The 18,894-nt window shown below is 76.2% G+C and carries 13 protein-coding genes, 1 tRNA gene and 1 pseudogene; 8 read left to right on the top strand and 7 right to left on the bottom strand.

Going from position 1 to position 18,894, the window contains the following annotated elements; translation table 11 throughout:
• Window positions 1–72 precede the first annotated feature (72 nt).
• Window positions 73–795: a class I SAM-dependent methyltransferase gene (locus tag ACIQBJ_RS08750; RefSeq protein WP_400705892.1), complete on the top strand. Its 723-nt coding sequence runs from the start codon at window positions 73–75 to the stop codon at window positions 793–795.
• Window positions 796–1,182: 387 nt separating this feature from the next.
• Here ACIQBJ_RS08750 and ACIQBJ_RS08745 read toward each other — a convergent pair.
• Both ACIQBJ_RS08745 and ACIQBJ_RS08740 read right to left on the bottom strand, forming a co-directional pair.
• Window positions 1,183–1,256 (bottom strand) — tRNA-Met (locus tag ACIQBJ_RS08745).
• Between the two features lie 61 nt (window positions 1,257–1,317).
• Window positions 1,318–2,661 carry a PrsW family intramembrane metalloprotease gene (locus ACIQBJ_RS08740; protein WP_400705890.1) on the bottom strand — a complete coding sequence of 448 codons (1,344 nt, stop codon included), beginning with the start codon at window positions 2,659–2,661 and terminating at the stop codon, window positions 1,318–1,320.
• 128 nt (window positions 2,662–2,789) lie between these two features.
• Here ACIQBJ_RS08740 and ACIQBJ_RS08735 point away from each other — a divergent pair, with 128 nt between their 5' ends.
• Together ACIQBJ_RS08735 and ACIQBJ_RS08730 are read left to right on the top strand one after the other, a co-directional pair.
• Entirely contained in the window at window positions 2,790–3,176 is a 387-nt protein-coding gene (locus ACIQBJ_RS08735; RefSeq protein ID WP_400705888.1) for a hypothetical protein, read from the top strand.
• Window positions 3,177–3,296: 120 nt separating this feature from the next.
• Window positions 3,297–3,821 carry a hypothetical protein gene (locus ACIQBJ_RS08730; protein WP_400705886.1) on the top strand — a complete coding sequence of 175 codons (525 nt, stop codon included), beginning with the start codon at window positions 3,297–3,299 and terminating at the stop codon, window positions 3,819–3,821.
• Between the two features lie 25 nt (window positions 3,822–3,846).
• On the opposite strand, the gene trmB is transcribed toward ACIQBJ_RS08730, so the two are convergent.
• The 3 genes from trmB to ACIQBJ_RS08715 all read right to left on the bottom strand — a co-directional run bounded on the left by trmB (window position 3,847) and on the right by ACIQBJ_RS08715 (window position 7,549).
• Window positions 3,847–4,677 (bottom strand): tRNA (guanosine(46)-N7)-methyltransferase TrmB, encoded by an 831-nt coding sequence (trmB, locus tag ACIQBJ_RS08725; RefSeq protein WP_400705884.1) that lies wholly within the window; start codon window positions 4,675–4,677, stop codon window positions 3,847–3,849.
• Between the two features lie 104 nt (window positions 4,678–4,781).
• On the bottom strand, window positions 4,782–6,014 hold the full coding sequence (lhgO, locus tag ACIQBJ_RS08720) for an L-2-hydroxyglutarate oxidase (RefSeq protein WP_400705881.1): 1,233 nt from the start codon (window positions 6,012–6,014) through the stop codon (window positions 4,782–4,784).
• Window positions 6,015–6,100: 86 nt separating this feature from the next.
• Window positions 6,101–7,549: an MFS transporter gene (locus ACIQBJ_RS08715; RefSeq protein ID WP_400705878.1), complete on the bottom strand. Its 1,449-nt coding sequence runs from the start codon at window positions 7,547–7,549 to the stop codon at window positions 6,101–6,103.
• 661 nt (window positions 7,550–8,210) lie between these two features.
• Between ACIQBJ_RS08715 and ACIQBJ_RS08710 the strand changes: the two genes are divergently transcribed.
• From ACIQBJ_RS08710 to ACIQBJ_RS08700, 3 genes are all read left to right on the top strand, one after another.
• Window positions 8,211–10,292: an asparagine synthase-related protein gene (locus tag ACIQBJ_RS08710; RefSeq protein WP_400705875.1), complete on the top strand. Its 2,082-nt coding sequence runs from the start codon at window positions 8,211–8,213 to the stop codon at window positions 10,290–10,292.
• 120 nt (window positions 10,293–10,412) lie between these two features.
• Window positions 10,413–10,907: a universal stress protein gene (locus ACIQBJ_RS08705; RefSeq protein ID WP_400705872.1), complete on the top strand. Its 495-nt coding sequence runs from the start codon at window positions 10,413–10,415 to the stop codon at window positions 10,905–10,907.
• Window positions 10,908–11,025: 118 nt separating this feature from the next.
• Window positions 11,026–11,721: a DsbA family oxidoreductase gene (locus ACIQBJ_RS08700; protein WP_400705869.1), complete on the top strand. Its 696-nt coding sequence runs from the start codon at window positions 11,026–11,028 to the stop codon at window positions 11,719–11,721.
• Between the two features lie 13 nt (window positions 11,722–11,734).
• On the opposite strand, the gene ACIQBJ_RS08695 is transcribed toward ACIQBJ_RS08700, so the two are convergent.
• Window positions 11,735–13,735 (bottom strand): sigma-70 family RNA polymerase sigma factor, encoded by a 2,001-nt coding sequence (locus tag ACIQBJ_RS08695; protein ID WP_400705866.1) that lies wholly within the window; start codon window positions 13,733–13,735, stop codon window positions 11,735–11,737.
• A gap of 386 nt (window positions 13,736–14,121) precedes the next feature.
• Entirely contained in the window at window positions 14,122–14,916 is a 795-nt protein-coding gene (locus tag ACIQBJ_RS08690) for a TetR/AcrR family transcriptional regulator (RefSeq protein ID WP_400705863.1), read from the bottom strand.
• A 657-nt stretch (window positions 14,917–15,573) separates the two neighbouring features.
• Between ACIQBJ_RS08690 and ACIQBJ_RS08685 the strand changes: the two genes are divergently transcribed.
• Both ACIQBJ_RS08685 and ACIQBJ_RS08680 read left to right on the top strand, forming a co-directional pair.
• Window positions 15,574–16,860 (top strand): NAD(P)/FAD-dependent oxidoreductase, encoded by a 1,287-nt coding sequence (locus ACIQBJ_RS08685; RefSeq protein WP_400705860.1) that lies wholly within the window; start codon window positions 15,574–15,576, stop codon window positions 16,858–16,860.
• 232 nt (window positions 16,861–17,092) lie between these two features.
• A pseudogene (locus ACIQBJ_RS08680) lies at window positions 17,093–18,328 on the top strand (PP2C family protein-serine/threonine phosphatase); the annotation flags it as partial.
• Window positions 18,329–18,894: the final 566 nt, after the last annotated feature.

Raw genomic sequence — 18,894 nt, 5'->3', positions numbered from 1 at the left:
CCCCGGGCCCGTGGTCGGATGGCCGCGGGCCCGGGCCGCACCCCGGGCCCGCCGAACGTCCGGAGGACACCCATGACCAGCCCGGCCGCCAGCACCGGACCGACGGGCCGTCAGCGGCCGGGCGGCGCACCCGTCCTGGTCACCTCCCGGCCGCTGGACGAGTACTGCGCCGCCTTCGGCCTCACCCGCGCGGCCCTGGGGCGGCTCCCCGGCCCCGTCCTGGACTGCCCGGGCGGGGCCGCCGCCCTCGCCGCCGAGGCCCGCGCCCTCGGCTGCGAGGTGGTCGCCGCCGACCCCGGCTACGCCCTCGGCCCGCACCGGCTGGCCGCGCTCGCCGCCACCGGCCGCGCCACCATGGCCGAGGACCTCCGCCGCCGCCCGCCCCGCCGCCTCCCGGCCGGCCACCGCCGCCCCGAGAAGTACCTGCGCAGCTGGGACCGCGCCCGCCGCCTGTTCGCCGCCGACGCCGCCACCGGCCCCGAGCGCTACATCGCCGCCGCGCTGCCCCGGCTCCCCTTCGCGGACGGCAGCTTCGCCCTCACCCTCAGCGCCTACCTGCTGTTCGCCTACCCCGCCGTGTTCGCCCCCGCCGACCAGCTCCGCGCCCTGCGCGAACTCGCCCGGGTCACCGCCCCCGGCGGCGAGGCCCGGGTCTTCCCGCTGTACGACCACCTCGGCCGCCGCTGCCCGCACCTGCCCGAACTGCGCGCCGCGCTCCGCCACCACGGCATCGCCAGCCGGGTGCTCAGCACCGGCCCCGCCCAGCACGTCCTGGTCCTGGGCCGCACCCGCTGACCCGACCCGCACCCGCTGACCCCCGGCCCTCGCCGACCGGCCCCGGGAACGCAGACGGCCCGTGGGCTGCTTCCTCGGGCCGGGCCCCGACGGACGGGGACGGCGGTCGAGGCACCGGGGATGTACCGGTGAGCCCACGGGCCGGGTGACTGCTGGGAATTAGCCTGAGCCGGGGGCCGAAGGCCCCGACACTGCACAGGCAGGGGCGGCTCTAGCGAGCAGCCACCTCACGCATCCTGAAAGAACTCAACTCAGGATCACCTCCTTTCAGTGTGCCGCCACCATAGGCACCGCCCACCGCCCCGGGCAACGGATTTATCCGGCGGGACCGGACCGGAACACGACGAAGGCCCGGAGGCGATGCCTCCGGGCCTTCGTGCTACTGAGTAGCGGGGACAGGATTTGAACCTGCGACCTCTGGGTTATGAGCCCAGCGAGCTACCGAGCTGCTCCACCCCGCGTCGGTGAACACGACTCTACGGGAGTCCCGCGCAGAAGGGAAATCCAATCCCGCCACACGCGTCACCGCAGGTCGGTGCCGGGGTCCGCGAGCGGTTCCGCAGCCGGTGGCTCGGGTGGCTCGGGTGCCTCCGGCGGCTCCGCGGGTGGCGGCGGCCCGGTGGCCGGCTGCCGGGTGCGGCGGGTCTGCGCCCAGACCGCGAAGCACACCAGGGCCGCGAAGCACGGCACCATCACCAGGCCGTAGACCAGCAGGAAGCCGTCCGTGCCCAGCCCCGCCGCCGCGTTCCACACCCCGTGCAGCCCCATCGCCAGCAGCAGCCCGACCGGTGCGCCGAGCCGGGCCGGCAGGCGGCGGGCGGTGGTCAGCGTGACGGCCAGGCCGAGGCCGGTCATCGCGGTGAACAGCGGGTGCGCGAACGGCGACAGCAGGGCCCGCAGGACGAAGGTGTGCACCGTCCCGTCGAAGTCCCGCAGGCTCGGGGCCTGGCCCAGGCCGATCGCGTCGATCCGGGCCTGCCGGTCCGCGGTGAACGCCCGGCCCAGGTACAGCGCGTTCTCGGTGAAGGCGAACCCGCAGGCCGTCACCCCGCCCAGCACCGTGCCCGCCGCCAGCGTCCGCGGGCTCGACCGGGCCCGCTGCCGGCCGGCCGGGGCGGGCCGGAAGTGCGGCACCGGCCGCTCCGGGCCCCGCCGGTGCCAGAGCAGACGGCGCAGCCGCCCGCACGGGCGGTCCGGCTCGCAGCGGTGCCCGCGCCGCAGCGGCACCAGCAGCACCAGCAGCGCCGAGCCCTTCGCCACCTCCTCGATCAGCGGGGTGGCGAACTCCGCGCCCAGGGTCTCCCCGCGCAGGCCCTGGTGGGCGAGCAGGAAGTCGCTCGCCCACCCGTTGGCCAGGATCGCCACGGTGGTCGCGGCGCACGCCCCCCAGGCCAGGCAGAACAGGGTGTGCCGGATCGGCACCCGCGCGGTCTGGTTCAGCCAGGCCAGCGAACCCAGCACGAACGGCAGCGGCAGCAGCGCCAGGCCCAGCCCGACCAGCAACCCCGTCGTCCCGGTCTGCCGCTGCACCAGGTGCAGGATCAGCACGCCCGAACCGGCCAGCGCCAGCGCCGCCAGGGCCGAGGAGAGCGCCGGCAGCCGCAGTCGGCGCAGCAGCGGGAGGGCCGGCAGCCGGCGCAGCAGCGGGGGCACCGTCCGGCTCGACGGGGGAGCGGTCGACTGCCGGGGCACCCGCCCCGCGGCCACCGAGGACCGCGACCGCCCCGGGAGCAGCCCGCAGGACCGGCGCGCGGCCGGCTCCGGGAGCGACCGGAGGCCGGTGGGGGGCGTCGGGGACTCGGCGGCCATGGCGGCCGCCCCCACGGGCGGCCCGGGGGAGGCCCGGCCGCCGGGCGGACTGCTCACCTGCAGCAGGGTAGGGGAAGCCCGCGTTCCGGTGGGAGGGGTCGGTACGATCCGCACCCGGAGGGTGACCGATCGTCAGCACGGTCGCACGGGTTCCGCCGGGTGCTCGGCCTCCCTAGCATGGCGCCATGGGGGAGAAGAAGCAGTCGGAGCAGTTGCCGCCGTCCGGGCGCCGGGAGGTCACCGGGCCGGACGGCGTGCGGGTCGAGATGTTCTTCCGGGAGCCGTTCCCGCTGGGGAAGGGCGACTGGGGCGGAGCGCTCGTCCATCCGGTCGGCCTGCTGGTCGTGATGGCCGCGCCGGTGCTGTGGGGGATCGCGGGCCTGGTCCGGATCGGTCGCGGCCGGCGCCGGTTCGGGGTCCGGGTCCTGGTGCACGCCGCCGAGCCGTACGAGCGTCGGCGCGGCTTCGACGACCGGGGCCAACTCTTCGCCTACCAGGCCTGGTTGGCCGAGGAGATCGGCGAGCGCGGCGCCGCGGCGGTCCCCCGGGGAGCGGCGGCCGGCGGCTCGTGACATCCGTCATGCGGACCTGGTGACGGTGCATCCTGGGCCCGGGCGGGGCCGCCCGGGCAGAGTGGTGCCACCGCCGGACAACGGGTTCGGGCGGGTCGCGGGGACGGACCGGGGGACACCATGAGCAGCATCGCCATCGACACCTACGCCACCACCACCGCCGTCCTGGCGGAGCCGGTGCAGCCCGTGCAGCCCGTGGAGTTCGTGAAGCCCGCGGCGCCCGCGGAGCTCGCGGCGGAGGAACCGCCGAGCGCGGCCGCGATGCGGCTGCCGGTCTGGTTCTTCGGCTTCGAGGGCGTCCTCGCCGGGGCCTTCGACCTGCTGCGGGCGCTGCCCGACGCCTGGCCCGCCCTGGTCGCCCTGGGCGTGGTCAACCTCGCGGTGTCGCTGACGATGATGCGCGGCCGGCTCAAGCTCGCCAAGCTGATGTGGCGCGGCAAGGGCACCCGGAACACGGCGCTCGCGCTGGTCGGCCTGCGGATCGGCAGCCACTTCCTGCTCGGGCTGCTCGGCGCGGCCGTGACCGGCGTCCTCGGGCACCTGCTGTTCGGCCTGCTGATGTCCGCGGTCACCGTCGCGCTGCTGGCCTACGCGCAGCGGACGGCGCTGGCCGCGCTGCTCGCCGCCGGGAAGATCACCGCCTGACCGGCGGCGGGCCCGGCGGGGCGGCTTAGCGGCGGCGGAACAGCAGGTCGTGCACCACGTGGCCCTTGGCCAGGCCGGCCCGCTCGAACTTCGTCACCGGACGCCAGTCGGGCCGCGGCGCGTAGCCCGGCACGCTGTCGGCCGGGTGCTCGGCCGGCTCCAGCCAGCCCGAGCCGTCGCCCTCGGGGTGCAGGTTGTCCAGCTCCGGCGAGGCGTCCAGGACGGCCAGCATCTGCTCCGCGTACGGCTCCCAGTCCGTCGCGCAGTGCACCAGCGCGCCCGGCGCGAGCCGCGGCAGCACCAGGGCCAGGAAGGACTCCTGGATCAGCCGGCGCTTGTGGTGCTTCGGCTTCGGCCACGGGTCCGGGAAGTACACCCGCAGACCGGCCAGCGAGGCGTCCGGCAGCATGTCGCGCAGCAGGATCACCGCGTCGCCCGCGGCGAGCCGGACGTTGTCGGAGCCGTCCCGCTCCAGGAACTGCAGCAGGTTGCCGTGGCCCGGGGTGTGCACGTCGGCGGCGAGGATGCCCGCGTCGGGGGCGGCGGCGGCCATCGCGGCCGTGGTGTCGCCCATCCCGAAGCCGATCTCCAGCGTCACCGGACGGCCGGCGAAGAGCGTCGCCAGGTCCAGCGGCGTCCCGTCGATGGCGAGGCCGTACCGCTCCCAGCCGCGGTCCAGCGCCCCGGCCTGGGCCTTGGTCATCCGGCCCCGGCGGGGCTGGAAGCTGCGGATGCGCTGCTCGCGGTGCTGGGCCTCGGTGGCCTTGTGCGGGTACATGGGCGCGGGGTAGCCCGCCGGGGCGGCGGACAGCCGGGCCGACGCGGACAACTGGGTGCTGGGGGCGGAGGAGGTCACAATCGCACCAGTCTAAACGGGTGACGCGGCGGACCGGGCGCGGTCGGTCGACCGCCCGGCACCCGCCCGGGACCCGGCCCGCCGCCCGGCCCGTCGCCCGGGGTTCAGCCCGCGGCCAGCGCGGCCACCGCCCGGCGGGCCACCTCGCGGCCGATCCCCAGCGAGGCCGTCGCCGCCGGGGAGGGCGCGTTGAGGACGTGCACCACCCGGCGCGGGGAGCGCCGGTCCGCCGGGTCGAAGCCGGCGAAGGCGAAGTCGTCGAGCAGGGTGCCGTCGGCGGCCACCGCCTGGGCCCGCACCCCGGCCGCGGTCGGGACCAGGTCGGCCTCGGTGACGGCGGGCAGCAGGCGGCGGACCGCGGTGGTGAAGGCCCGCTTGGAGAGCGAGCGGTGCAGCTCGCCCAGCTCGTAGCGCCAGTGCCGGCGGGCGATCCGCCAGGCGCCGGGGAAGCGCACCGTCTCGGCGGTGTCCCGGGCGCTGAACGTCCGCCAGTCGTAGCCCTCGCGGGCCAGCGCCGGCACCGCGTTCGGCCCGACGTGGACGTCCCCGTGGACGCCCCGGGTCAGGTGCACGCCGAGGAACGGGAAGGCCGGGTCCGGGACGGGGTAGACCAGGCCGCGGACCAGCTTGCGCCGGTGCGCGGCGAGTTCGTAGTACTCGCCGCGGAACGGCACGATCCGGACGCCGGGGTCGTCGCCGGCCAGCCGGGCGATCCGGTCGCTGTGCAGGCCCGCGCAGTTGACCAGCACCGCGCAGCGGATCTCGCCGTGCGGGGTGGTGACGGTGACCCCGTCGGACCGCCGGGCGATCCCCAGGACGGTGGTGGCGAGCCGGAGTTCGGCCCCGCGCTCGCCGGCCAGCGCCGCGTACCGGCGGGCCACCGCCGGGTAGTCGCAGATGCCGGTGGTGGCGAGGTGCAGGCCGGCGATGCCGGACACCTCGGGCTCGTGCTCGCGGATGCCGGCCGGGTCGAGTTCGAGCAGCGGGATGCCGTTGGCCCGGCCGCGCTCGGCCAGGTCGGCGAGCCGGGGCAGTTCGGCCCGGTCGGTGGCCACGATCAGCTTGCCGGTGACCTCGTGCGCGATGCCCTGGTCGCGGCAGAACTCGACCATCTCGCGGGCGCCGCCGGTGGCGTACCGGGCCTTGAGCGAGCCGGGCCGGTAGTAGACGCCGCTGTGGATCACCCCGCTGTTGCGGCCGGTCTGGTGGGTGGCGAGCGCGCTCTCCTTCTCCAGGACGGTGACGCCCAGTTCGGGGTGCTCCCGGGTGAGCGCGTACGCGGTGGACAGGCCGACGATGCCGCCGCCGACCACCAGGACCTGGACGTCGTGCTTCAACCCCGCACCCCTTTGCGAACGTTCGGACCGGACCCGCCCCGATGGTGCCACGGGCGGGCCCGGCGCGCGTAGGGGTCGACGGGCCGTCAGCCGGTGGTCAGCACCAGCCGGGCCCGTTCGGTCAGCTCCTTGACCCGCTGCTCGTCCCGGTACGGCTCCAGCCGGCGCAGCAGCTCCACCATGTACTCGCGGCTGCGGTGCGAGGAGATCCGCCCCGCCACCTCGACGGCCCGCTCGCCCGCCGCGACCGCGGCGTCCAGGTCGCCGGCCTCCGCCTCGGCCATCGCCGAGACCACCAGCCGCAGGCCGTGCGAGCGGACGAAGCCCTCGGTCGGCCGGGCCAGCGCCTCCCGGGTGAACTGCCGGACCTTGCTGGGCACGCCGAGGTCGCGGAAGCACTCGGCGGCGTCCGCCGCCAGCCGGTCGTAGGCGTAGAAGTCGATCCAGGTCGGGTCGGCGTCGCCGGGCCGGGACCGGTCCAGCGCGGCCTCGGCGGCGGCCAGCGCGCTGCCGCAGGCGGGGGCGTTGCCGGCCTTGGCGTGCGCCCGGGCCTCGACCAGGTGGAAGAAGCTCATGGTGCGGGCGGTGGCCAGGCCCCGGTTGCGCTCCAGCGCGGCCTGCGCGAGGTCCACCGCCTCGTCCGGGAAGGAGCGGTAGGACGCCTGCAGGCTCATCGAGGCCAGCACGTAGCCGCCGAGCGGCACGTCCCCCGCCGCCCGGGCCAGCCGCAGCGCCTGGATGTAGTAGCGCTGCGCGGCCTCGTGCTGGCCGGTGTCGAAGGCCATCCAGCCCGCCAGCCTGGTCAGTTCGGCGGTCGCGCCGAACAGCGCCCGGCCCACCGCGTCGCTGTACGAGGCGAGCAGCAGCGGGGCCGCCTCCACCCGCAGGCACTCCGGCACCATCGAGGAACGCCAGTCGCCGCCACCGTACTTGGAGTCCCAGCGGCGGGCCTCCTGGGCGGCTTCGCGGAGCTTCGCGGCGTCCACGTGCCCGACTCTCCCCCGGTGCCCGGGGGCACCGGGAGGTGCCCCCCTGCCCGTCAGGTCCGGGACGGCCTCGCGGGCCACCGAGCCGTCCGCGGGCGTGATCAGCCAGCGCGAGACCGGCGTCGCGTACGCGGCCACCGAGAAGGTGCCGGCCAGGCTGTCGCTCCACCGGCCGCCGCCGGGCCCGCGCCGCAGGTCCAGGTCGACCCGCCAGAGCTCGGTGGCGGAGCGGACCGCCTCCGGGACCTCGCGCGGGAACTCCAGGCCCAGCTCGGGCGTGGGGTGCGAATCGGCCAGGCCGATCTCCTCCAGCGGCACCGGGCGGCCCAGCTTGTTGCCGAGCGCGGTGGCGATCAGGTGCGGCACCGGGCGCTGCGGAACCATGCCCTTGGTCACCCAGCGGGCCACCGAGGTCTTGTCGTAGCGGAGGGTCAGGCCGCGTTGCGCGCCCAGGTCGTTGACCCGGCGGGCGAGCCCGGCGTTGCTGATCTGGGCGAGCGCGAGGAGTGCCCCGAGCCGGTCGTTCGGCCCTCGTGAGCTGACGGTCATGGTGGCGGTGGCACCCCCTGGCGACGTCGTGCGCGGATGGCGACGGGGCGCTGGGACAGCAGCACGCCACCGGACTGCAGCACCTAGCGTAGTCGCCCGCCTTCCCAGGGTTAAGAGGTCGCATTCCGGTTGGCGGGAACGCGCCGCGTCCGGGCGGGGCGCGCGGGGGCCCGCGGCACGGTCCTCCGGCACCTGCCGGACGCTCGTGCTCCGGTCCCGTGCCCGTGTGCGCCACCCGTGCTCCCTGTCCGCAGCGGCAGGTGGGCGATTCGCTGGACCCCGTGGATCGGCCCGCCGTCGAGGACCCGGCGGGCCGGGGGAAACGCCGCCCCGATCCCCGCGGGCGGCGGCGCGTCCGGGAGGGCATGCGGATGCCCTCCCGGTCCGTGCGGCGCCTTTCGGCCAAAAACGGCCGGGCCGTGGCGTCCGCGGACCGGTCCGGCGCCCCCGCGACCCGTCACCGACCGTACCCCGAAGGGGAGTTCGAGACCCGTACGGTCCGGGCCCCGGAGGGGGAGGCCCGGGCCGTGCGTTCCCGCGACCCCGGAAAGCCCGGCTCCCGACGGCCCCGGTGGTGGCACGATGTCTCCTGACGGCGCGCCAACCCCGTACGCCCGCCCGGCCGTTCGCCGCGCGCGCCCGCACCACAGGTGGAGGCGCGATGCGGTGGCTCACCGGATGGGGCGGCCGGACCGCCGCCGACCCGACCCTCGCCGCGGTCCGCCCGATCGCCGGCACCCTGCTCTGGGGCGGCCCCGGCCCGCTCTGGGCGGTCGGCGACTGGCGCCCCGACGAACTGCGCCTCGCCGTGCTCCGCCCCGGCGGCCCCGCCACCGTCCGCGGCGGCCTCGACCCGCACGACCCCGCCGACGACGCCGGCCACGACACCCCCGCCACCCTGCGCCTCGCCGTCGCCGGCCGCTGCGGCGCCACCGACCGCGAACTCGCCGACGGCCTCGCCGCCGCCCGCGGCGGCGCCCTGCGCCACCTCACCCGCTGGCCCGGCAGTTACACCGTCGTGCTGCGCACCGGCACCCGCTCCACCGTGCTGCTCACCGACCTGGCCGGCGCCCGCCCCGTCTTCCACGCCCCCTTCGCCGGCGGCACCGCCTACGCCACCGCCGCCCTCCCGCTCGCCGACCTGGTCGGCGCCCCCGTCGACGCCGGCCACCTCGCCGCCCGGCTCGCCACCCCCGAGACCCCCGAGACGCTCGGCGACCGCACCCCCTACCGCGGCGTGCACCGCGTCCCGCCCGGCCACGTCCTCGGCATCCGCGGCGACCGCGCCGACCACACCTCCTACCTGGAGGACCCCGCCGAGGAGCGCGCCGAGGCCCCCGCCGTCCGCGAACTCACCCGCGCCCTGCTGGAAGCCGTCCGCTGCCGGGTCCGCGCCACCGCCCCCACCGACCGGCCCCGGCTCGGCGTCGACCTCTCCTACGGCACCGCCTCCGCCACCGTCGCCCTGCTCGCCGCCGCCGTCCCGCTGCCCGCCGGACCCGGACCCGACGCCGGACCCGACCGGCCCACCGCCCGCACCGGAGCCGTCAAGGGCTCCTGGGCCCGGCGCCCCGACCGGCCCGAACCCGAGTCGCTGCCCGCCGTCACCCTCGGCGACGCCACCGGACTCGCCCTCGCCGTGCACGCCCCCCGGCTGCGCCACCTCGTGCTCGACCCGGTCGCCCCCTACACCGGCCTCGCCGACCCCCTCGCCGGGCCGCTCACCGACGAACCCGGCCCCGTCCTGACCGAGGCCGCCCGCTACGCCGCCGCCCACCGGGCCGGCGGCGCCGACCACCTCACCGGCCACGGTGCCCGCCAGGTCCTCGACGGCCACCCCGCCCGGCTCTCCGACCTGATCCGGGCCGGCCGCCCGCTCGACCTGCTCGCCCCGCTCGCCGCCCTGGCCGGCGCCGACCGGGCCACCGCCGGCGCCCTCACCGGCACCCTGCAGACCCCCGTCACCGTGCTCCGCGCCGCCCGCCGCCTCGCCCGCGGCCGCTACGCCGACGCCCTCGACGAACTCGCCCACCGGCTGACCCTCCGTCAGGAACCTTTCACCGGACGGACGATGGGAAACTCCACGGTCGCCGAACTCGCCTGGCACCGCCCCGGCCCCGCCGCCCACCTGCTCGCCGACGAACCGCTCGCCGCCCTCGCCCAGCACCTGCGCACCGCCGCCCGCGGCCCCGCCCCCGCCGAACCCCCCGGCGCCCGCCGGGCCCGGCTCGCCCTGCACCGGCACGCCGCCCACTACCGCACCCTGGAACACGCCGCCGAACAGCACGGCCAGCGCCTGCACGCCCCCTTCCTCGACAACCAGGTGCTCCGGGCCGCCCGCCTGCTCCCCGACGACCTGCGCCTGCAGCCCGGCTCCCGCCCCGCCCTGCTCGCCGCCGTACTGGCCGGCGCCGGCCGCACCGACCTCCCCGCCGACTGGGGCCGCACCCCCGGACCCGACCGGCACGACCTGGCCCGCCGCGGCCTGCGCGCCGCCGCCCCCGCCCTCGCCGAACTCCTCGACCGCCCGCTGCTCGGCGAGGCCGGACTGCTCGACACCCCCGCCGCCCGCAAGGCCCTCGCCGCCGCCGCCGACCCCGCCCGGACGGCGTCCCCCGCCGCGCTCGCCGCCCTCGCCGAGGTGATCGGGACGGAACTCTGGCTGCGCCGCCTCGCCGCCCGCCGCCCCGGCTCCTCCTGGACCGGCCTGCCCGCCCCCCGGCGCACCGCGCTCGCCACCTGACCGGCCGCCGGTCCGCACCGGGCCCGCGACCCGGCCGTCCGGCTCGCGCGCCTGCACGGCCGGAGGACGGCCCCGGGGTAGCGTCGGTGCCCGTCCCGCCCCTGCCCCCGGAGGCCCGCGATGACCGCCGAGCTGCCCGTCCGCGCCGAGCCGCCGCCGCCCGGCCCCGCGATCCTCACCGGCTGCGACGGCTCCGACGCCTCGCTCTGGGCCCTCGACCGCGCCATGACCGAGGCCGAGGCGCACGGCCTCCCGCTGCACGTCCTCGCCGTGGTCAACCCCTCGCCGACCGGCTACCCGCCGGGCATGGCCGACCTGGTCCAGGAGAGCGTCGAACGGCTGACCGCCAGCATGTCCGACGGCCTGCGCCGGGCCGTCGCCACCGTCCAGGCCGCCCGCCCCCGCCCCTACGCGGGCGAACTCACCCTGCACGTCGTCCTCGGCAACGTCGTCGACCTGCTGCTCCGGGCCGCCGCGGGCCGGCACACCCTGGTCCTCGGCACCCGCGGCAACGGCGGCTTCGCCCGGCTGCTGCTCGGCTCGGTCAGCACCGCCGCCGTCCACCACGCGACCTGCCCGGTGCTGGTGGTCCCGCCGCCCGCCGCGGAGGGCTGACCGGTCCGTCCCGGGTCCGGTCCGTCCCGTTCTGGAATGACTCCTGATGGTTGAGCGTTCATCTTCTTCCGGAGGCCGACCGGCCGCCGCGAACCGCCCGACAGGAGTCACCCCCGCCATGAAGGTCGAAATCTACTCGGACATCGCCTGCCCCTGGTGCTACGTCGGCAAGCGGCGCTTCGAGCAGGCCCTCGACACCTTCGAGGGCAAGGACGGCGTCGAGGTGGTCTACCGCCCCTACCAGCTCGTCCCGGACGCGCCCGAGCAGGCCCGCCCGCACCGCGAGTGGCTCGCCGAGCGCTACGGGCCGCAGTCCCTGGCCATGGACGCCCGGATCACCGAGGTCGGCCGCGACCTCGGCATCGACTACGACTTCGACACCGTGCAGGAGGTCAACACCCTGCGCGCGCACCGCCTGCTGCACCTCGCCGAGACCGAGTACGGCCCCGCCGTCCAGGCCGCGCTCAAGGAGCGCCTGCTCAAGGCCCACTTCACCGAGGGCGTGAACGTCGGCGACACCGAGGCGCTGGCCGACCTCGCCGCCGAGGCCGGGCTCGACCGCGGGCGCGCCGCCGCCTACCTGGCCGGCGACGAGGGCGAGGCCGAGACCAGGGCCGCCCTCGCCGAGGCCCGCGCCATCGGCGTCACCGCCGTCCCCACCTTCGTCTTCGAGGGCAAGTGGGCGGTCCAGGGCGGCCAGGAGGCCGAGACCTTCCTCCAGGTGCTCCGCCAGGTCGAGGCCGAGACCGCCCAGCGGATCGTCCCGCTCGCCCCGGCCGCCGACACCTGCGAGGACGGCGCCTGCGCGATCTGACCGGGCCGCCGGCTCAGCAGGTCAGCCGGGCCTGGGCCCAGTCCGCGAGGTCGACGACCGGGACGGAGCCCGGGACCGGCGTGACCAGCAGGCGGAGGGCCGACTGCCCGTCGAGCGGGACGTGCACCGGCACCGGGCGGTCCCACGGGGACATCTCGGGGGAGCTCCACAGCACCGTGCCGTCGTCGCCCTGGACGGAGAACACCGCCCGGCCGAACGAGACGCCCAGGTCGTCCAGCCCCACCACCGCGTCGAACGCCCGGCAGGGCCGGTTCAGGTCGATGGTGACCCGGGCCGGCACCGGGACGGCCAGCACGTGCTGGTAGCGGTTGCCGTGCAGCCAGGCCGCCGGCCGCTGCAGCACCGGGCCGCCGCCGCGGATGGTCGGACCGGCCTCCGCGGCCCGGTGCCCCCGGTTCAGCGGCAGCTCGTCCAGCCAGAACTGGCTGACCACCGGGGTGGGCGACGGCGTCGGGGTCGGCGTGGGGGTCGGCGTCGGTGACGGCGCGGGGTCCGGCGCCGGCGCGGGCGGCGGAACCTGCCGGGGCGTCGGGGTCGGCTTCGGCGTGGGAGTGGGCGTCGGGGTCGGCGTGGGAGTCGGCGTCGGCTCCGGCTCGGGAGTCGGCGTGGGCGTCGGGGACGGCGTCGGCGCCGGCGCCGGGCTCGGCACCGGCGCGGGCGTGTCCGGTGCCGTGGTGACCGGCGGCGCGGCCACCGGCGGGGCCGGCGCGGGCGAACCGGTGAGCGCGAACGCGGCGACCGCGGCGGCGACCACCGCGATGCCCGCGGCGATGCCCGCCTTCGCGGCCGTGCCCAGCCCCTCGCCGGCCGCCGCGGCACCGCCGCCGCCGGAGGACCCGGCCCCGCCCGCGGCCCCCGCCGCGGCACCGGCCGTGCCCGTCCCCCCGGTGGCCGTGCCGCCCACCACGGCCGCGCCGGTGACCGCCGCGCCCGTGACGGCGGCGCCGCCGACCGCCGCGGCCGCGACCGAGAACCAGCCGGTGCCGATCCAGAGCAGCGCCCCGCCGGGCAGCACGGCGCGCAGGCTGTGGTTGATGTCGGCCAGCTCCAGGTACGCCGCCGTGCACCGGGTGCAGTCCTGGACGTGCTTGCCCACCTCCGCGGAGGCGCGCTTGCGCAGGGAGCCGCGGGCGTACGCGCCGAGCCGGTTGGCGTACGCCGCGCAGCCGGACTCCTGGCTGCCCGACACGTGCGCCTGCAGGAACGCGGCGGCCAGCCGGTCGCGGGCCCGGTGGGCCTGCACCGCGGTCGCGTTGGCGGTCTTGCCGAGCATCACCGCGACGGTCTTCGGCGACTCCCGCTCGACCTCGGTGTGCCAGAGCACCACCCGGTCGTCCTCGGGCAGTTCGGCGTACGCCCGCATCACCATCCGCCGGTCGGCCAGTGCCAGCGCCCAGGCGTCCGCGCCCGGGTCGGCCAGGTCGAACTCGATGGTGGCGGCGGAGCCCTCGGCGAAACCGGTGAAGTCGTCGACCAGCTGCTCGCGCCGGTCGGACCTGGCCCAGGCCGCCGCGACGTTCCGGACGGCCGTCAGCAGGTACGCGCGGACCGCGAACTCCGGCCCCTTGCCCGCCTTGAGCGCCTGCAGGGTGCGGGCGAACACCTCACCGGCCAGGTCCTCGGCGGTGAAGCTGTCCCGGCAGCAGGTCCGGGCGTAGCGGCGGACGGCGTCCGCGTGCCGCCGGTAGATCTCCTCGTACGCGGCGTCCTCGCCGGCCCGCACCCGGGCGGTCAACTCGGAGTCCGAGGCCGGGCGTTCCCCGTCGACCGGATCGGCGGGCGCGGGCACCGTGGCCCGCAGCTCGTCCGGGACGAAGGAGTCCTCGCCGACGAACGCCTCCGGGGCGACCCCGCCGAGGCCGGCCGGGGCCTGGCCCGGCACCCGCCCGCTCAGCGACTCCCGGGCGGGACTGCCGCCCTGGTCCGGGACCTGCCCGGGGGCGACCGGACCGGCACCGAACTCCCCGGCCTCGTTCTGCTCCTCGGGACTCACCGGGCACCGCCCCGCGGCGCGGCGTACGGAACGGGCCGCCCCCCGGATTCGAGGGCGGTCACGGTACGCAACGGGACAATGGCTCCAACCACGGGCAAAGGATGGCATAGCGCAGCGACCACCGGTAGCCGCTTCCGCCCCGGCCCACTCTTCCGGGCCGCCGCTCGCCGAGGTGTTCGGAACCCGGCGGCACAGGCACCGCGCGTATTCGGACGGCCGGTCGCCCGACCGCCCCGCAACCCGCGGCCCGGCCGGGCCCGTCACTCGAACGATGCGCCCGGACGGTTCCCCGCCCCGGCCATCGTCCCGTACGGTCCGTCAATCCGTCGACCCCCCGGCCCTGTTCGACCCCAGGTCCGGTGCGCCGCGGCGGCCGGGCCGCCGGATCAGGCCGCGCGCAGCCCCTGCAGCAGGATCTGCAGCAGCCGGTCCCCGGCACTGCCCTCGCCGGACTCGCCGGCCGGCATCGCCGCCGCCGCGTGCACCGGCACGGCCGCCGTCAGCACCAGCACCACGTCGGCCACCGTCACCCCGGGCCGCAGCTCGCCGGCCGCCCCCGCCCGGGCCACCAGCGCCGCCAGCAGCTGCAGCAGCAGCCGCGGGTCCGCGCTCTGCTCGGTCGGGTCCGCCGCCGACTGGCCGCCGAACGGCCGGAGTTCGGTGCCGCGCTGCTCGGGCACCCGGCCGATCTCCTCGGCGTACCGGAACGCCTCCGGCGGCAGCAGCCGGCCCGCGCCCGAGGCGGCGGCCCGCTGCAGGAAGCCCGCCAGCGCGTCCCACGGGCCGGTCAGCCCGCCGTACAGCGACTCCCGGGCCTGGGTGGTCAGCCAGGTGACCTCCTCGGCGGCGATCCGCTGGACCAGCACCTCCTTGCTCGGGAAGCGCCGGTACACCGTGCCGACCCCGACCCCGGCCCGCCGGGCGACCTCCTCCATCGGCGCCCCGTAGCCGAGCTCGCCGAACACCTCGCGCGCGGCGCGCAGCACGCTCTCCAGGTTCCGCCGGGCGTCCACCCGCAGCCGGGAGTTCGCCCCCCGGCCCGACTCCGCCACCCGCTCGCCGGGCGGGAACGCGTACCGCTCCCGACCGCCCGGGCCGCGCTGCTCCGGCACCACATCCACCGCGGCCCTCCCGAACGCAGACACCGGCACCCGCCCCGCCAACTGATCCTGATCCGACATGCGATACCTCCCCCGAGGCGCCCCGTCGTGGGCACCCGCACGGCTACTGCGCCATGGCGCGCGTCCCGGTCCGACGTCCGCGCACTACCTTCCCCGGTCGACCGCCGGGCAGTCCGCACCAACGCCACCGGATACCGGGCGATCGGACCGGCACCATCGGCGGCCCGAAGCACAATCCGACCATAGTTCAGGGAAGTTCGCCGCAGAAGTGGACCACTCGACGCACCGGATCGGACCGATCCCCGCTCCACTCCGGACAAAACCCTCGCCGAACCGGCCCTCACCCTACGTGAGACCCGTCACGGCACTCCGTCACCACCCCGGTGGGGCGTTCCGCCCGCGACACCATTCTTTGCCCGCTCTTGACGCACCATCAGGAACCCCGAAGGCCACGCCCCCCTCCGCCGAGGACGAAACGTGCGCGTTCCCCCGCCGGAACCGACCGCCATTCGCCGGCGCGACGGCGCCCGACCCCCTTTCCACGACCGGATTCGGTCCGATCCGGCCCGGAGTGTGGACAAGAGGCCACCCCCGGGTGCGTCATAGGGGGAACGTGAAACGGGTCACAGCACGAGGGCCGGCCGGAGGTGCCCCATTCGAGTCCTGATCATCGGCGGCGGCTGCGCCGGACTGAGCGCGGCCCTGCGCCTCCAGCAGTTGCTGCGACCGCAGTTGAAGGACCGCCGGATCGAACTGACGGTCGTCGAACCGCAGCCCTACCTGACCTTCCAGCCCCTGCTGGCCGAGGTCGCCGCGGGCTCCATCGACCCCCGCCACGTGGTCGTCCCGCTGCGCGCCGCGCTCCCGGACTGCCGGGTGCTCACCGCCCGGGTCACCCGGATCGACCACGCCTCCCGGACCGCCTGGGTGGACGCCGCCCCGCGCGGCGAACTCCGGCTCCCCACCGAAGTCCCCTACGACGTCCTGGTGATGGCCCCCGGCTCGGTCTCCCGCACCGCGCCCGTCCCCGGCCTCGCCGAGCACGGCATGGGCTTCGCCACCGTCGGCGAGGCGGTCGCCCTGCGCAACCACGTCCTGGAACAGCTCGACCTGGCCTCCTCGACCCGCGACCCGGAACTCCGCCAGGCCGCCCTGACCTTCGTCTTCGTCGGGGCCGGCTACGCGGGCGTCGGCGCGCTCGCCGAACTGGAGGACATGGCCCGCACCGCGACCAAGGGCTACCACAACCTCGAACCGGACGACCTGCGCTGGGTGCTGGTCGAGGCCAAGGACCGGATCCTCGGCGAGGAGACCTCCGAACTCGCCGACCACACCCACGCCGAACTGCGCGAACGCAACATCGACGTCCGGGTCGCCACCACCCTGGAATCCGCCGCCGACCGGATCATGGTGCTCTCCGACGGCAGCCGCTTCGCCGCCCGCACGCTGGTCTGGACGGCCGGGGTCCGCCCGGCCCCCGTGCTCTCGCTGACCGACCTGCCGCTCGACGGCGCCGGCCGGATCACCTGCCTGCCCACCCTGCGGGTGGTGGACGCCGAGGGCGTCGCCCTCCCCGACGCCTGGGCGGCCGGCGACTGTGCCGCCGTCCCCGACCACACCGGCGAACTCTGCGCCCCCAACGCCCAACACGCCCTGGATCAGGCCAAGTTGCTGGCCGAGAACCTGGCCGCCGAGCTGGCCGGGAACCCGCTCACCGGCTACCGCTCCGACCGGCCCGCCTGCTCCACCTCGCTCGGCCTGCACCGCGCCGTCGCCCACACCAGGCGCGGCACCCGGCTCACCGGCCGCCGCGCCTGGTGGCTGCACCGCGCCCGCCAGCTGCGCCGACTGCCGAGCCGGGAACGCCGGGTCCGGGTGCTGATGGACTGGCTGTTCGGCGGACTGTTCCCGCGTGAGGTCGTCTCGCTCGGCACGATCGAGCACCCGCGCGCCGAATTCGAGTCCGGATTCGAGTCCGACCCGGCCACCGGTCCGGGCGGCTGATCCAGCGTTTCCGGGGGAGTCCGGCGGGGGCCGGAAGCACATCCCCGGCGCGCGTGTCACGAGACGCGCCGTACCGGGGGCGCGACTTCCGGAATCGCGCCGGAGCCTGACAGGATCGACCCGACGGGGCCATTACGGCGAGTGTCGTATCGCATACACATTGTGATAATCACACCGCGATGGTCCATCGAACAGGCACCACCCCCATCAGCCCCCGAGGAAGCGGCCGACGTTGAACCTCATGCGCTGGAGCGCCCGGCTCACCGGAGCCCCCTGGCGGGTCGCCCCCGCCACCGCGGACGACACCGTCACCGTCCCCGGCCCCCGCGAGCCAGCCTTCGCCGCCGACCTCCGCGACCCCGAGCACCTCTACGACCTCCGCGAGGTCCTCCGCCGCCTGCCCGCCCCCGTCGCCCTCACCCACGGCCCGCACCACCTGCTCGGCTACGCCAACCAGGCCTACCGCGACCTGTTCGGCCCCCGCACCCCCGGCCGCCCCGCCGCCGAGTCGCTCCCCGAACTCACCACCCTCGGCGTCCTCCCCCTGCTCGACCAGGTCCTGCGCAGCGGCCGCCCCCGCAGCGTGAAGTCCCGCTGCATCCTCGGCCTCGGCGGCAACCGCTACTACAACATCGCCTGCGTCCCGCTCGGCCCCGAGGAACGCGCCACCCCCGCCGGCGTCCTGGTCTTCGCCACCGAGGTCACCGACCAGGTCCAGGCCGCCGGCCGCCTCCGCGAAGCCGAACGCCGCCAGCGCGAGGCCGCCGTCACCCTCCAGCACAGCCTGCTCCCGCAGAAACTCGAACAGCCCGCCGACCTCCACGTCGCCGCCACCTACCAACCCGGCGGCGCCGACGCCGCGGTCGGCGGCGACTGGTACGACGTCATCGGCCTCGGCGGCGGCCGCACCGCCCTCGTCATCGGCGACGTCATGGGCCGCGGCCTCCGCGCCGCCGCCGTCATGGGCCAGCTCCGCACCGCCGTCCGGGCCTACGCCCGCCTCGACCTCCCCCCGCACGAGATCATGACCCTGCTCGACGGCATCGCCATGGAGATCGACGCCAACCAGATCGCCACCTGCACCTACGCCGTCTGGGACCCCGCCACCACCACCCTCGTCTACGCCTCCGCCGGCCACCTCCCCCTCCTGCTCCGCGGCCCCGACGGCACCGTCCTGCGCGGCGAGGAACAGAACGGCCCACCCCTGGGCACCGGCGGCGCCGGCCACCTCTCCCACACCCTCCGCCTCCTCCCCGGCACCACCGGCGTCCTCTACACCGACGGCCTGGTCGAACGCCGCGACCAGGACATCGACCACGGCCTCGACCTGCTCGCCGACACCCTCGCCGGCCCCGTCGCTGCCCCCGACACCATCTGCGCCCGCCTCCTCCGCGCCCTCGGCGTCACCGCCGAGCACGACGACGACGTGGCGGTCCTGGCCTTCCAGGTGCCACTTGATCCCGGCCCCGCCGATGTGTAAAGTTCTTCGAGTTGCCCGACAGGGAGCACCGAGCACGCAACAGCGTGGACGGTCCCGGGGCGGCCAATCCCTGAGAACCATCAGTTGATCCGTAGCGGGTCGCGTTCTTTCGCGGCTTCGTTCGTATTTGCTGTGCGCTTTTTCGGAGATTGCGGCGGATTCGCTTTTCGGAGCGGGGATCGGCTAGAGTTTGAAACGTCGGACGGGCCGTCAGGTCGCAGAAGACGAAAGTGAGTCGGGAAAGAGCACGAGCTCGGATCTGATAAGCTGGAAACACGAAAGAACGAAGCGCCCGGAGGGTCCGCAGGAATGCGGTCCGAAGGAAGCGTCCGTTCCTTGAGAACTCAACAGCGTGCCAAAAGTCAACGCCAGATATGTTGACATCCCCGGCCAGCCGGTATCGGTTGGTTGGAGATTCCTTTTGAAGTAAAAACACTAGCGAGGACGCAGTGCGCGGGACCGCCTTATTCCGGTGGTTGCTGTGCCGCTCCCCGTGGAGACATTCACGGAGAGTTTGATCCTGGCTCAGGACGAACGCTGGCGGCGTGCTTAAC

It is taken from the genome of Kitasatospora sp. NPDC088391 (genome assembly GCF_044753345.1).
Lineage (GTDB): Bacteria > Actinomycetota > Actinomycetes > Streptomycetales > Streptomycetaceae > Kitasatospora.
The sequence above is the reverse complement of the archived record's forward strand: the minus strand, read 5'-3'. Positions and strand labels throughout refer to the sequence as shown.